This is a genomic window from Ethanoligenens sp., from assembly GCF_047718355.1.
GTDB lineage: Bacteria > Bacillota > Clostridia > Oscillospirales > Ethanoligenentaceae > Ethanoligenens.
The window spans coordinates 1-14,322 of sequence record NZ_JBDNLG010000079.1; the positions used below are offsets into that span (position 1 = coordinate 1).

General features: G+C 54.6%; 8 protein-coding genes. All 8 read left to right on the plus strand.

The features are described 5' to 3' along the window. Positions 1 to 460: 460 nt before the first annotated feature. The 8 genes from ABF463_RS11150 (at position 461) to mutY (ending at position 14,163) form a co-directional block, all read left to right on the plus strand. The gene (locus ABF463_RS11150; RefSeq protein ID WP_415533710.1) at positions 461 to 1,330 is read left to right on the plus strand and encodes a MurR/RpiR family transcriptional regulator; all 870 of its coding nucleotides are present in this window, start codon (positions 461 to 463) and stop codon (positions 1,328 to 1,330) included. Further along, positions 1,330 to 2,538, plus strand: coding sequence for an NAD(P)/FAD-dependent oxidoreductase (locus ABF463_RS11155; protein WP_415533711.1), 1,209 nt, complete (start codon positions 1,330 to 1,332; stop codon positions 2,536 to 2,538). The genes ABF463_RS11150 and ABF463_RS11155 overlap by 1 nt, the downstream gene beginning before the upstream one ends. 162 nt (positions 2,539 to 2,700) lie before the next feature. Continuing rightward, on the plus strand, positions 2,701 to 3,366 hold the full coding sequence (cmk, locus tag ABF463_RS11160) for a (d)CMP kinase (protein WP_415533712.1): 666 nt from the start codon (positions 2,701 to 2,703) through the stop codon (positions 3,364 to 3,366). Beyond that, a complete protein-coding gene (locus ABF463_RS11165) occupies positions 3,363 to 3,962 on the plus strand; it encodes a lysophospholipid acyltransferase family protein (protein ID WP_415533713.1) in 600 nt (199 codons plus the stop codon). The genes cmk and ABF463_RS11165 overlap by 4 nt, the downstream gene beginning before the upstream one ends. Further along, the gene (locus ABF463_RS11170) at positions 3,959 to 5,968 is read left to right on the plus strand and encodes a bifunctional 4-hydroxy-3-methylbut-2-enyl diphosphate reductase/30S ribosomal protein S1 (RefSeq protein WP_415533714.1); all 2,010 of its coding nucleotides are present in this window, start codon (positions 3,959 to 3,961) and stop codon (positions 5,966 to 5,968) included. The genes ABF463_RS11165 and ABF463_RS11170 overlap by 4 nt, the downstream gene beginning before the upstream one ends. A gap of 135 nt (positions 5,969 to 6,103) precedes the next feature. Then, positions 6,104 to 9,490 carry a PD-(D/E)XK nuclease family protein gene (locus tag ABF463_RS11175; protein ID WP_415533715.1) on the plus strand — a complete coding sequence of 1,129 codons (3,387 nt, stop codon included), beginning with the start codon at positions 6,104 to 6,106 and terminating at the stop codon, positions 9,488 to 9,490. Then, positions 9,447 to 13,001, plus strand: coding sequence for a helicase-exonuclease AddAB subunit AddA (gene addA, locus ABF463_RS11180; RefSeq protein ID WP_415533716.1), 3,555 nt, complete (start codon positions 9,447 to 9,449; stop codon positions 12,999 to 13,001). The genes ABF463_RS11175 and addA overlap by 44 nt, the downstream gene beginning before the upstream one ends. Positions 13,002 to 13,068: 67 nt before the next feature. Next, a complete protein-coding gene (mutY, locus tag ABF463_RS11185) occupies positions 13,069 to 14,163 on the plus strand; it encodes an A/G-specific adenine glycosylase (RefSeq protein ID WP_415533717.1) in 1,095 nt (364 codons plus the stop codon). Positions 14,164 to 14,322 lie beyond the last annotated feature (159 nt).

A 14,322-nucleotide genomic window follows, 5' to 3' on the forward strand; every position in this document is an offset into this window, starting at 1 on the left:
ATACCACATTTTCCATAATAAGTAAAGTATCCTGCGCATCATTTGCCTTTTTTTGTGGAATTACGTGGGGATGGAGCGCCACGCGGATAGGGAAGAGGCGGTTCAGGTATGGCGGCAAATGCATCTTGATTTGCATAACCTGCATCATATGGGCGGCGGTGTCTTTGTATAAGAAACAACTTTATAGACGCCTGACATGGTGGAGAATCTTGGAATGGATGGAAGACGATCCTTGTGTGCTTACTATATGCGATTTCTATGCGGATTATAGGTGAATCTCTGTGAAAAGCCTATGGTAAAATAAGGGGGGATTCATTTCAATAATGTACGTGAATAAAAGACGGATTTTTGGCCTAATTTAACTGTTTGCTAAAAAATGATTGTAATTGGCAAAAACGGCTCATAATTTACTTGATTTTTTGTTCCCCTGCGGATAAGATAGAATGAGGAGGGTAAACCAATGAGCCGTGACTTGCTAAACCAGATACAGACCATGTTCCCCACACTTTCCAAGGGGCAGAAATATATCGCGCGTTATATCATAGAACATTACGACAAAGCTGCATTTATGACAGCGTCCAAATTGGGCAATATCGTCGGGGTGAGTGAATCGACCGTTGTGCGTTTTGCGTCTGAATTGGGATATGAGGGGTATCCCCAGCTGCAAAAAGCATTGCAGGAGATGATCCGCAATAAATTGACTTCGGTGCAGCGCATTGAAGTATCCACTGACGTGCTGGGCGATGGCGATATTCTGGAGAAAGTGTTTAATTCCGATATAGAAAAGATTCGTAAGACGCTGGCGGACGTTTCACGCGATGATTTTAACCATGCGGTGGATTCGATTGTAAATGCACGCAAGGTGTATATCTTCGGCGTGCGCAGTTCGGCGTCTTTGGCCAGTTTTATCGGGTTTTATTTCAATCTCATCCTCGACAACGTGACCTTAATACATACGGCGAGCGATAGCGAACTGTTTGAGCAGATTTTGCGTGTGGGCGAGGCAGATGCGGTTATTGGCGTGAGCTTTCCCCGTTATTCCACGCGCACGGTTAAAGCCATGCAATATGCTTCTTCACGCGGTGCGACTGTCATCTCCATCACCGACAGCCACATTTCCCCGCTGTACCGTTACTCTAATTATAACCTATTAGCGAAGAGTGATATGGCGTCCTTTGTCGATTCTCTTGTCGCGCCGCTTTCGCTGATCAATGCGCTTATTGTAGCGGTCGGCATGAAGCGTCAGGATGAGGTTTATCATACATTTGACGAATTGGAGCGCATTTGGGACGAATACGGCGTGTATGAAAAACCGGGAGCGGAAAAATAATGGCGCGTGTTGTGGTAGTGGGAGCCGGTGCAGCCGGAATGATGGCGGCCGGGTTTGCGGCCAAGCGGCATACGGTGACACTGGTTGAGCGTAATGCGCGCCCCGGCCGGAAATTGATGATCACTGGCAAAGGCCGGTGCAATGTGACCAACAACTGCGGGTTGGACGATTTTCTTGCCAATGTGCCGGTCAATCCGCGTTTTTTGTATAGTGCACTGTCGCAGTTCTCACCGGCAGATACCATGGCTTTTTTTGAGGGAATGGGCGTTGCGCTGAAAACCGAGCGCGGCAGGCGCGTTTTTCCAGTTTCGGACAAGGCGGTAGAGATCGTGGACGCCCTTGCTCTCTTTGCCGCGCCTGCACAGCGGTGTACGGGACGGGTGCAGTCGCTTTTGCTGCGAGACGGCACCGTGACCGGCATACGGCTGGAATCGGGTCGGGAGATTCAGGCGGATGCGGTCATCCTGTGTACCGGCGGCGCGTCCTACCCCTCCACTGGGTCCACCGGGGATGGCTATCATTTGGCGGAACAGGCGGGCCATTCCATCGTACCGCCCACTGCCTCATTAGTGCCCATGGAGACCGAGGAGGAGTGGCCGTCACGCGTGATGGGGCTTTCCCTGCGCAATGTGACACTCAACGTCATTGCCGGAAATGGAAAAACCATTTTCAGTGAGCTGGGCGAGATGTTGTTTACACATTTCGGCGTTTCGGGTCCGTTGGTGCTGGCGGCCAGCTCGCACTTGCGTAAACCGCAGGGAGGGCAGTTGCTCATCGACTTAAAACCCGGGCTTTCAGCGGAAAAGTTGGATGCACGTATGCAGCGGGATTTTGAGGCTTTTGCCGCACAGAACTTATCCAATGCGCTGCACGCCTTATTGCCCACACGATTGATTCCTATCTGCCTGTTGCTTGCCCATATAGACGGCACGAAGAAAACCGCACAGGTCACACGCGTAGAGCGCCAATCCCTGGGGATGGTGCTGAAGGCTTTACCGCTGACGATTAAGGCTTTCCGCCCGATTGAAGAAGCGATTATCACATCCGGCGGGGTGCGTGTGCGTGAGATCGACCCGAAAACCATGGCCTCCAAATGCACACGGGGGCTGTACATAGCGGGCGAGCTGCTGGATGTTGACGCCCATACCGGAGGGTATAATCTGCAAATCGCCTTTGCTACCGGCCGTGCAGCGGGTTTGGCAGTTTAAATGCGCAATACCCATCTGATAGCCCATCTCATCTGCTGCACGCCTATTTCCGTGGAAATAACTGCCGCAGCGCTTTAGATCATTATCGCTTCTGTAATGCAGACAGCATTCCAATCACACCGGCAAAATATTGGTAAATGTTTTGCCGACAGGAGGTCGTCCATGTTCAATATTGCCATTGATGGACCCGCCGGCGCGGGTAAAAGTACCCTTTCACGCATGTTGGCGGACAAGCTGGGTTTTGTCTATGCCGATACCGGCGCACTCTACCGTGCGGTGGGCTTATTTGCTGTGCGTCACGGCATTTCCCCACAAGATGCGGCCGGTGTGCAAAAGCTGCTGCCGTCCATTCAGCTGGAGTTGGCCCTCTCGCCTGAGGGACAGCGTGTATTGCTTTGCGGTGAGGATGTGTCCCTTGCCATCCGTGTGCCGGAAATCTCAAAGGCTGCTTCTCAGGTGTCCGCCATTCCCGCTGTGCGTGCGTTTTTGCTTGACCTGCAAAAAGATATGGCGAGCGAACGTGATATTGTTATGGATGGGCGGGACATTGGCACGGTGGTGCTGCCCCATGCCCAGCTGAAGATTTTTCTGACTGCCACGCCGGAAGACCGCGCGCGCCGCCGTCATGCCGAATTGATGGAAAAAGGTGTGGACATCGCGTATGAGCAGGTGCTCGATGAAGTACGGCAGCGGGATGCTCAGGATACTGAACGGCCTATTGCGCCTTTACGTGCTGCCGATGACGCAATCATTGTGGACACCACCGGATACGAATTGGAAGACTCCTTGAAACGGCTTTACGCGATTGCAAAGGAGCACCGTGTATGACATTATACGAGTTCGCTATGCGCTTTGCGGCTCCTGTATTTCGCTTCCTATTGGGGGTGCGCGTGGAAGGCGCACAACGTGTGCCGGATGGCCCGCTGGTGCTTTGTGCCAACCACCGTTCTAATTTTGATCCGGTTATTTTGGGGTCCTCCTTTCCCCGACAGCTTTTTTATATGGCAAAGGCCGAATTATTTCATGTGCCGCTGCTCGGCCCGCTGATTACGGCACTTGGCGCTTTCCCTGTCCGGCGTGGGGAAGGCGACACAGAGGCTATCAAGACATCGCTGCGCGTCTTGAAACGGGGAAATGTGCTCGGCATGTTTCCGGAAATGCACCGCAACCGAAATAAAAAGGGGCTGATGCGCTTTCATTCCGGCGCGCTGCGATTCGCTGCGCAGGCCAAGGTGCCGATTATACCTGTGGCTATCGTGCGGGGAAAGGGCGTCTGGCCATTCCGGCAGGTTCGGGTGGTGTTTGGATATCCGGTTACGGCGGAGATGCTGGGCTTTGAAAAAGAAAACAGAAAGAGCCATACGGCCGCCTGTGAAAACCTGCGTCAAAAGGTTTTGCAGATGCTGGAGGAGAAATCGACATGAATGTGATTCTTTCCCCCTCGGCAGGCTTTTGTTTTGGCGTCCGGCGCGCGGTGGAACTGGTGGAGCAGCTGCTGGCGGATGGGCATACAGTCTGCACGCTTGGGCCGCTTATTCATAACCCGCAATTTGTGCAGTCGCTGGAAGCACGCGGCGCCCGGGTGGTGCAGTCGCCCGCAGAAGTGCCCTCCGGGGCGGTGATGGTCATCCGCAGCCATGGCGTGCCGCGCGCCGTTTACGATGAAGCTGCGGCACGTGGCCTCGAAGTAGTGGATGCGACCTGCCCATATGTCGCCAAAATCCACAAGCTGGTAAAAGAAGCGTCGGATAAGGGCGCGGTCGCGCTCATTGCGGGTGATTCAGCACACCCTGAAGTCATTGGAATTCGAGGATATTGCCGGGATGCCGTTGTCTTTGAAAATATACAACAACTGGAAAAGGCTACCGCCGAAAACCCGAAACTTCGGGATATGCCGGTTATCGCAGTGGCACAAACGACTTTTCATGCCAGAGAATGGTCAAACTGCCGGGATTTTATCAAAAGGGTATATACAAACGCAATTATTTTTGATACAATATGTAGTGCAACATCAATCAGACGGCAAGAAGCGGAAAAACTTGCTTCACAGGCGGATGCAATGGTCATCGTCGGTGGGCGGAAGAGTTCCAACACCGCAAAATTGCAAATACTTTGCGCGGCGCACTGTCCGTCTTTTCTGGTAGAGGATGCTTCGGAGTTGCCGCGTGAGGTTTTGGCCCACGCTGAATGCATTGGTGTTACGGCAGGAGCTTCAACTCCGGCCTGCATAATAAAGGAGGTTCTAAACGCTATGACAGGAATTGAGAACACTGATAATATCGACAGCAATGAGAATGAGGACAATGCGGAGCCGGAGGATATTGATTTTGCTGCGGCTCTTGAACAATCTTTCAAGACACTGAATGTTGACGAAAGGGTACGCGGCGTGGTCGTGGGCTTTTCGCCGAACGAAGTGCAGGTGGATTTGGGAACCAAACACGCCGGTTATGTTCCGCTGTCGGAGCTGACGGATGATTCCACCGTCAAGCCCGAGGACATCATGAACGTCGGCGATGAAATAGAGCTCGTGGTGTTGCGCGTGAATGATCAGGACGGCACAGTGATGCTCTCGAAACGGCGCATCGATGCGCTGAAGAGCTGGGACGAGATTGTGGACGCCTCTGAAGAGGACAAAATCGTCGAAGGCACTGTCATTGAAGTCATTAAAGGCGGCCTGCTTGCTACCGTTAACGGCGTGAAAGTGTTTATCCCGGCTTCACAGTCCGGCATTCCCCGGAGTGGTGACCTCGGTACGCTGCTGCATAAACCCGTGCGTATGAAAATTATTGAGATCAACACCGGTCGCAAGCGTGCAGTCGGCTCTATCCGCGCCGTCCTTAAAGACGAGCGTAAAGAACTGGCGGAAAAATTCTGGGAAGAAGCAGAGATTGGCAAGCAGTATACCGGCAAGGTCAAATCCCTTACCTCGTACGGTGCATTTGTCGATTTGGGCGGCGTAGATGGCATGATCCACGTGTCCGAGCTTTCTTGGTCGCGTATCCGCCATCCGTCTGAAGTGGTGAATGTTGGCGATACCGTCAATGTGACCATTAAGGATCTGAATCCAGAAACCAAAAAGGTTTCGCTTTCCTATGCGGATAAGGGTGAGAACCCGTGGGATGTGTTCGTCCGTGATTATCAGGTGGGCGACATTGTGGATGCTAAGATTGTCAATTTCATGACATTCGGTGCGTTCGCACAGATTATTCCGGGCGTGGATGGTTTGATTCATATCTCCCAGATTGCCGATCATCATGTGGCCAAACCGCAGGACGAATTGGAAATGGGACAAGAAGTCCGCGTTAAGATCATTGAGATCGAAGAAGATCGCAAACGGATCAGTCTTTCCATGCGGGAAGCTGCTGCCGAAGAAGGTACCGGCGATAGCGGATACGATACCGATGAAGAGGACTCCTACGACAATAACTAATTTGGATATAGCTGTGCAAAGAGATTCTTTGCTCTGTATCGTTTGATTTTTGATGCGCATACCGGTTTTCGGTGTGCGTATTTTTATATTGTTTTGCAGGCATTGGTGTAGAACAAAAGCAGAGGGAGTGATGACATGCTGCGTTTGGCTTTAGGCAGGGCGGGAAGCGGAAAAACATGGTTTGCACTTGAAAAGGCCGCAGAGGCAGTTGCGGACAAGCAGAATGCGGTTTTGATTGTTCCAGAGCAATTCACATTTGAGATGGAACGTGCGCTTCTTCAGACGGCTGGTCCCGCCGCCTGCCTGCATGTGGAAGTGCTTAGCTTTTCTCGTCTGGCACAGAGGGTGTTTGGCCTTTACGGCGGTGCGGCTGGCCGCGCAATCGACGATTGCGGGCGTGTGCTTGTAATGAGTATGGCGGCCAAACAGATCGGTGACTTGTTGCAGGTCTATAGACGGCAGGCGGAAAGTCCTGCATTCGCCAAAGCAATGGTGGATGCCGTATCTGAACTCAAGCACTGCGGTGTGGATGCCGATGCGCTCACAGCAGCAGCTGAGAAAACAGAAGATGCGGCGCTTTCCGGAAAAATAGAAGATCTTTCCCTTTTGATGCAAACCTATGATGCGCTCTGCTCCCGTCTGTTTTCCGATAATCTGGATGATTTGGCTCGTCTGGCGGAAAAGTTGGCGGACTGTCCTTTTTTTGATGGCAAGACGGTGATCTTTGATGCGTTCAAAGGGTTTACCGGACCGCAGAAAAAGGTGATTGGGCATATTTTGCGCCAGAGTGCGGAAGTATATATGACGTTTTGTACCGATAGCCTGAACGAAACGGAACAGGGAATAGGACTGTTTTCACCCGTAAAAAAAACAGTGGGGGAGCTGCTGCGCCTTGCCCATCGGTTGGAAGTCGAAGTGGCAAAGCCATTGTTACTGGGGTCGCCCCGTCGGTTTGCTGCCGCTGCGCTCACCGCACTGGAAGAACGCGTGTTTCGTCAGGATTCGGCGCCGTATGCCGATGCGACACCGGACTTGCATATCGTTTCAGCTGGTAACCTGTATGAAGAGGCCCAGTTTGTGGCACAAGAGATTGCGCGCTTGGTGCAGACACGCGGTGCGCGTTATGGCGAGATGGTGGTGATTTCACGCGGTCTGCCGCTGTACTATGGTGTGCTTGACCCGATATGCAAAAAATATGCCATCCCTTTGTTTTTGGATGCACCGCGCGATGTGTCCGCCCATCCGCTGATGGCGTTTGTACTGGGTGCGCTGGACCTGATTGCGGGCAATTTTCGGCAGGAAGCCGTGCTGCGTTACCTCAAGACCGGCTTGGCAGGGTTGACCGCGATTGAGACGGCGGAGTTGGAGAATTACCTTTATACTTGGAACGTACAAGGACTTCTATCGTGGCAGAAAGAATGGACAGATCACCCCGACGGTTTCGGCAACACGACCCTGCCCGACGATACACGACTGGAGATGCTGAACCGTCTGCGCCTGCGGGTGCTGGAACCGGTGGAACAGCTGTCGTCTCAGTTGGGGGGCGGCGCGGTGCAAATGCAGGCGTTGTACACATTTTTGGTGGATATGCAGGTGGAACAGCAGATGGCGGAAGCCTGCGCGCAGTTTGCCAAAAGCGGTGAGCAGGAACTGGAGGACGAATATCGGCAGGTCTGGGACAAATTGATTGGCATGTTTGAGCAGATGGCGGCTGTGCTGGGGGAAACTGCCGTGCCGGTTCCGGAGTTGCTGCGCATGTTGCGGCTGGCGGTAGCTTCCACGGAGTTGGCGCATATTCCGCCCACACTCGATCAGGTGACGGCAGGGGACGCGGAGCGCATTCGGGCTGGGGATGCCAAATATGTCTTTGTTATTGGCCTTGCAGAAGGAGTTTTTCCCAAAACCGGAAACGGTGGCGTGTTGACTGACAGCGAACGTGAAAAGCTAATCCGTATGGGGTTAGAACTCTCCCCACCGGCGGAAGAACGTTTAGTGGAGGAACGCTTCATTGCATATCAGGCGTTTACTTGTGCGTCTCATGCACTGTATCTTTGCTACCCCCGCAGCGATACCAAAGGGCGGGTCATTCAACCCTCCCCTTATCTGGCGCAGGTGCGGGCAATTTTTCCGAATGCAAAATTGTACGACACAGCTGCTGGCGACCCGCTGGATGCCGTTTGGAGCGCACAATCGGCTTTTGGACAGCTTGCCGCGTGTTTTCATCAGACAGACGGCTTGACCGCTGCACTGCGCGCCTGTTTTGAAAACTGGCCACAGGATGTGCCCCGCTTGCGTGCATTGGAGCGGGCGGCAGAAAAACGTCCGGCGCGGTTGACTGATAGGGCTGCCGCCCGCGCACTGTTTGGTGAACGGATGCACATTAGTCCCAGTCGTCTGGAAGCCTACGAGCAATGCCGGTTTTTGTATTTTTGCCGCTATGGATTGAAAGCCATGCCGCGCCGGAGGGCGGAACTTGCCGCACCGGAGGTGGGGACGCTTGTCCATTTTGTGTTGGAACACCTGTTGCAGGCACACGCTGACGAACAGCTGGCGGACATTCCGCGTGCGGAATTGGAAGCGGAAATCGACCGGTTGCTTGCCGCATTTGCGGATGGATATTTGGGTGGGCTGGAAAATAAGCCCGAACGTTTCAAATATCTGTTCCTACGTTTGCGGGGAACCGTGCTGGTGCTGGTCGAGCGCCTTGCCGCCGAATTCGCACAGAGCCAGTTCGTTCCCGTGGACTTTGAACTACCTATCGGAACTGATGGAGGAGTGCCGCCGTCAGTGCTGCCATTGCCGGATGGCGGGGCAATTGCTGTGGAAGGCAAAGTGGACCGCGTGGACATCCTAAAACGTGGCAGCCGTGCATACCTGCGTGTGGTGGATTACAAGACAGGTTCCCAAAATTTTCAATTTGCGGATGTTCTTTATGGATTGAATCTGCAAATGTTTATTTATTTATTCACGCTCTGCGACCACGCGGGGGCGCGGTATGATGTGCAAGAATTGCTGCCTGCCGGCGTGCTGTATTTTCCGGCAAAGCGTCCCGATGTGGAGGCACTGCACGGAGCCGCACGGGAGGAGATTACGAAAGCCGCCGACAGTAAACTCAAAATGAACGGAATGGTGACGGACGAGCCGGAGGTCATCCGGGGCATGGAGCGCGAGGCCAGGGGATTGTTTATTCCCGCACAGCTCAAGCAGGGTACCGGTGAACCGGACGCACGCGCAGCCGTCGCGTCGCTGGCACAGTTCGGCGTGCTCAAACGACATGTGGACCGTTTGCTTCGCCAGATGGCTTCCACGTTGCGCGCGGGCGATATTGCCGCTGTTCCAGTCGGCGGAACGGCTTACCATCCGTGTGACTATTGCGATTACGCGGGCGTTTGCGGGCACGAAAAGGGCGACCCACAGCGCTGGATTGACAAGATGGGGAAAGCTGACGTATGGAAAGCAATCGAGGAGGCGGAAAGCAGTGGCGCAAAAGCAATGGACAAACGAACAGAAACAAGCGATTGAGGCAAGAGGGGGTACACTGCTGGTCTCGGCGGCGGCGGGCAGCGGCAAGACCGCCGTGTTGGTGGAACGGGTGATTGAACGCATCACGGACCCCGAACATCCGTGTGACGCCGACCGGCTGTTGGTGGTCACCTTTACCAACGCGGCGGCGGCGGAGATGCGCGCACGGCTGGCTGCGCGATTGCACACACTTTCGGAAGAGCGCCCCTCCGACTCAAACTTACGCCGCCAGCAGATCTTGTTACAGCACGCCCATATCAGCACCATTCACGCGTTTTGTTTGGATTTGCTGCGCGCGAACTTTGAAAAGCTGGACATTCCGCCGGATTTTCGCATTGCAGACGAGAACGAAGCACGCGTTATGCTGAACGATACACTGGACGAATTGTTGGAGGAAGCTTATACGGATGGCGGCGCGTTTACGCAGATGACTGAAATGCTGGGCGCGGGGCGGGACGATGCCGGGCTTGCCGACACCATTGTGCGCTTGTTTGATTTTCTGCGCTCGCTGCCCGATCCGGACGGTTGGCTGCGAGATAAATTGGCGCTTTATCGCACAGACGTTCCGCTTGCCGATACGCTCTGGGGGCAGGCAGCGCTGCATTTTGCATCTGCCTCTCTGGAAAATGCGCAAGGGGCGTTGCGCGCCGCCATGCAGGCGATGCAGGGCTATGAGCCGCTGGAAAAGGCATACGGCGGTGCATTTGCCTCATTGCTGGCGCAGGTGGAGCGGGCGTGTACGCTGGCGGGTGAACAGGATTGGGATGGTCTTGTAGCCGCCGTGCAGGGTGTGGTTTATGATCGTTTGGGTGTGGCGCGGAAAGTAGATGACACCGCATTGCGCGACCGCCTCAAGGCTGTGCGCGATGGCGTGAAGGTGCAGATATCCAAGCTCTGCGAGGGCATTCTTTGTTGTTCTGAATCAGAATATTGTGCGGATGTGGAACGCTTGCGCCCGCTGGCGGAAAGCCTATTTGCGGTGGTGCGGCAGTTGGACCGGCGTTTCTATGCCAAAAAGACCGAAAAAGGCATCCTTGATTTCAGCGATTTGGAGCGTCTCGCCATTCAGCTGCTGCGTGCGGACGACGGCGCCCCAACAGCCGCCGCGCGTGCGGTAGCCGCACAGTTTGAGGAGGTGCTGGTGGACGAATATCAAGACGTCAACCCCGCGCAGGACGCGATCTTCCGTGCGGTTTCCCGCGACGAGCAAAACCTCTTCATGGTGGGTGATGTCAAGCAGAGCATCTACCGCTTCCGCAAAGCAACACCCGAACTGTTCATTCAGAAAAAAGATACGTTTTCCCCGTATAACGGGCATACATATCCCGCGCGCGTCGTGCTGGGCCGCAATTTCCGCAGCCGGGCGGGCGTCGCGGAGGCTGTGAACTTTGTCTTTGGGCAGCTTATGTCCCGTGAGCTGGGGGGGATTGATTACGGCGAAGAGGAAAAAATGATTCCCGCCGCGACTTATTTTGAGAAACCCGCTGATGAGACAGATTTTTCGCTGCATTTGATCGAAACGGATGCGTACGATGAAAACGATGACAACGCGGTGCTGGAGGCGCGGCACGTGGCGCGGCTGATTGGAAAAATGTTGCGTGAGCATTATCCGGTGCAGGGAACAGATGGCCCGCGTCCGGGGGTATGCCGAGATTTTTGCATCCTGCTCCGTGGGGCGAACCGGTTGGCGCAAGCCTACGTAGACGCGCTGAAAGAAGAAAACTTGCCCGCGTATGCGGATATCGCGGGCGGCTACCTTGGTTCCTACGAGGTGGCAGTCATGCTTTCGCTGCTGCGCGTACTGGATAACCCGTTGCAGGATATCCCGCTGCTTTCGGTGATGCTGTCGCCGGTGTTTAGCTTTTCGCCGGACGACATGGCACGTTTACGTCTGCAATACCCCGAAGGCCGCCTATACCTTGCCGCCATGGCACAGGCCAAAAAGGAGGGCGGACGGTTCGCCGCTTTTGTGGAATTGTTGGACGAGTTGCGCCGGTTGGCGGCTGTGCTGCCGTCTGACCGGTTGATTCTGCGGGTCTATGAGCGCACGGGCTTTCTTGATATCTGCACCGCCATGCCGGGCGGGGAGGGTCGGCGGGCAAACCTGCGTCTGCTGCTTGACTATGCACGCGGCTATGAAGCGGCGGGGTTCCGCGGACTGGCGGGTTTTGTGCGCTTTGTCGACCGTGTGGCGGAAGACGCTGATTTACCGCCCGCATCCACTGTCTCTGAGGAGGCGGATGTCGTGCGGGTGATGAGTATCCACAAATCGAAAGGACTGGAGTTTCCGGTCTGCATCGTGGCAGGCTGCGGCCGGCGGTTCAACCGTGAGGACAGCCGCCGCGGCACCTTATTCCATCCGGAATATGGGTTTGGCAGCTATCTGCGCGACCCTTCTCTCCCATGCCATGTGACAACGCTGCCGCGCGAAGTGGTACGCATCGAAACGGAGCGCGGTTCTATAGCGGAGGAAATGCGCGTGTTGTACGTGGCGATGACACGGGCAAAAGAAAAGCTGATTTGCGTGGCAACGGTACCTTCCGCAGAAAAAGCAGTTGTATCGGCTGCCGGGTTGATGCGGCCGGATGGAGAGGGTCTTTCGTCGTTTGCAGCCATGCAGGCACAGCATTTTGCCGCATGGCTGCTGGCGTGCGTGCTGCGGCACCCATCCTGCGGACGTCTGCGCAGTCTTGCGGGGCTGGAGGAACTGCCGATACTTCCCACGGCACACCGCATGGAACTGGTCATTACAGACGCGGAGGGGGCGGCAAAAGCGCCAGCAGGCGGACAGAAGATGCCGGCGCAGCCGGTGGATGACGTGCTGCTGGCGGAGATTGAACGACGCGTGGCGTTTGTCTACCCACATGAACAGCTGACGCACTTGCCGTCCAAACTGGCGGTCTCCGAAATCGCCGAAGAGGGACTGCATCAGGATTTTGGCGCACGCAGGCCGTCTTTTGTGCAGGGAGGGCTTTCCGCTGCACAAAAGGGGACGGCGACGCATACGTTTATGCAGCTTGCCGATCTGGCGCGTATCCATTCTGCCGATGATGTCTCCGTAGAAGTGCGGCGATTGGTACAAGGCGCTCATTTGCTGCCTGAGGAGGGCGAAGCTGTGGATGCCGGTCGGGTGATGGCATTTCTGGAAACACCTTTGTATGCGCGTATCCGGCAGGCCGAGCAGATTTGGAAAGAACTGCGGTTCAATCTGATAGTATCCGCAGGTGAACTGGATGGTATGGGACTGCCGGATGATGGGTGGAAACCGCGCGAAGAGGATGAGAATGACGCGCAGGTTGTTTTACAGGGAATGGCAGATGTTGTGTTTCTGGAGCAAGGGCGTTATTATATTTTGGATTATAAAACCGACCACGCGAATGCCGAAACATTGCGCGCGCGATACGCCGGGCAGCTTGCGCTTTACGCGCGCGCGGTGGAACAGATTTTCCATGCCCCGGTAGAAGCCTGTTACCTGTATGGATTTACTTACGGAACGCTTGTCACACTGTAGAACCATCGATGCACATATAAAAAATCGCATGATAGAATCATTTGTGGCACGAAAGGACTTTCCAACATTGAAAAAGAATCCCGATACCATGTTTGCCAGCGACCAAATTGAAAAATTGCGTTCCATGTCCGAGCCGTTGCTTTCCTGGTATGAAACACATGCCCGTGCGCTCCCTTGGCGTATCGATCATGCACCCTATCGTGTGTGGGTGTCGGAAATTATGCTCCAGCAGACGCGGGTGGAAGCGGTCATTCCCTATTTTGAATGTTTTTTGCACGCCCTGCCCAACCTGCCTGCGTTGGCACGCGCGCCTGAAGACCAGCTGCTGAAACTTTGGGAAGGGCTGGGCTATTATTCCCGCGTACGCAATATGCAAAAAGCCGCGCAGTCTGTCGTGCAAGGGGGAGGCACCGAGTTGCCGGAGTCTTATGAACAACTGCTCGCGCTGCCGGGCATCGGGCCCTATACCGCCGGTGCGATCGCGTCTATCGCATTTGGCATCCCTGTGCCGGCGGTAGACGGAAATGTACTGCGTGTTTTGGCCCGCCTGCTTGCTTGCGGGGATGACATTGCCCTGCCGCCGGTCAAGCATGCGTTTGAACAGGCAGATGCCGGTTTGCTGCCGCAGAATCGACCCGGGGATTATAATCAGGCGATGATGGAATTGGGCGCCACAGTCTGCTTGCCAAATGCCGCTCCGCGCTGTGCTATCTGTCCTGTGCGGGTGTTTTGCGCGGCTGAAAAAGAGGGCAGTCCGCAGATGTATCCGTATAAGTCGCCGAAAAAACCGCGCGTTATTGAGGAACGCACGGTTTTTGTAGTGGTGGCGGAAAAGAAAGTGCTGCTGCGACGCCGGACAGATAAAGGGCTACTGGCAGGCATGTGGGAATTGCCCAACCTTTCCGGTTGGCTGGAAGCCGGAGAGATCAGCGCAGTGCTGGCAGGGTGGGGGATAGAAGACGCTGCCCCAAGCGCTTTAGACAATGGAAAACACATTTTTACGCATATTGAATGGCGAATGAAAGGTGTCCTTGCTTTGTCATGTGCCTGTACGCCGGTGGAGGGCAGTATCTGGGCAAACGCCGCAGAAATAGCGGAGCGGTATGCGCTGCCCAGCGCTTTCCGTCCATATGCTCGCCTGCTGCCGGAACTCCTATCTTAAACCAATCCGACCTGTTTGCGCAGATGTAAAAACGATGGGCAATGCACCGCAAAATGCGTTTACGGCTGTCAACAAAATTTTACAATGTTTTTCCCTATATTTTTATGATTATCTATTGAAAAAGCAAAAAATAATGGATACAATAATACTGCTATACAC

Bases quoted from the DNA above. Each gene is read 5' to 3' on its own strand.
- ABF463_RS11175 (WP_415533715.1), top strand. From the start codon at position 6,104: ATGCTGCGTTTGGCTTTAGGCAGGGCGGGAAGCGGAAAAACATGGTTT.
- ABF463_RS11155 (WP_415533711.1), top strand. From the start codon at position 1,330: ATGGCGCGTGTTGTGGTAGTGGGAGCCGGTGCAGCCGGAATGATGGCG.
- ABF463_RS11170 (WP_415533714.1), top strand. From the start codon at position 3,959: ATGAATGTGATTCTTTCCCCCTCGGCAGGCTTTTGTTTTGGCGTCCGG.
- ABF463_RS11165 (WP_415533713.1), top strand. From the start codon at position 3,363: ATGACATTATACGAGTTCGCTATGCGCTTTGCGGCTCCTGTATTTCGC.
- cmk (WP_415533712.1), top strand. From the start codon at position 2,701: ATGTTCAATATTGCCATTGATGGACCCGCCGGCGCGGGTAAAAGTACC.
- ABF463_RS11150 (WP_415533710.1), top strand. From the start codon at position 461: ATGAGCCGTGACTTGCTAAACCAGATACAGACCATGTTCCCCACACTT.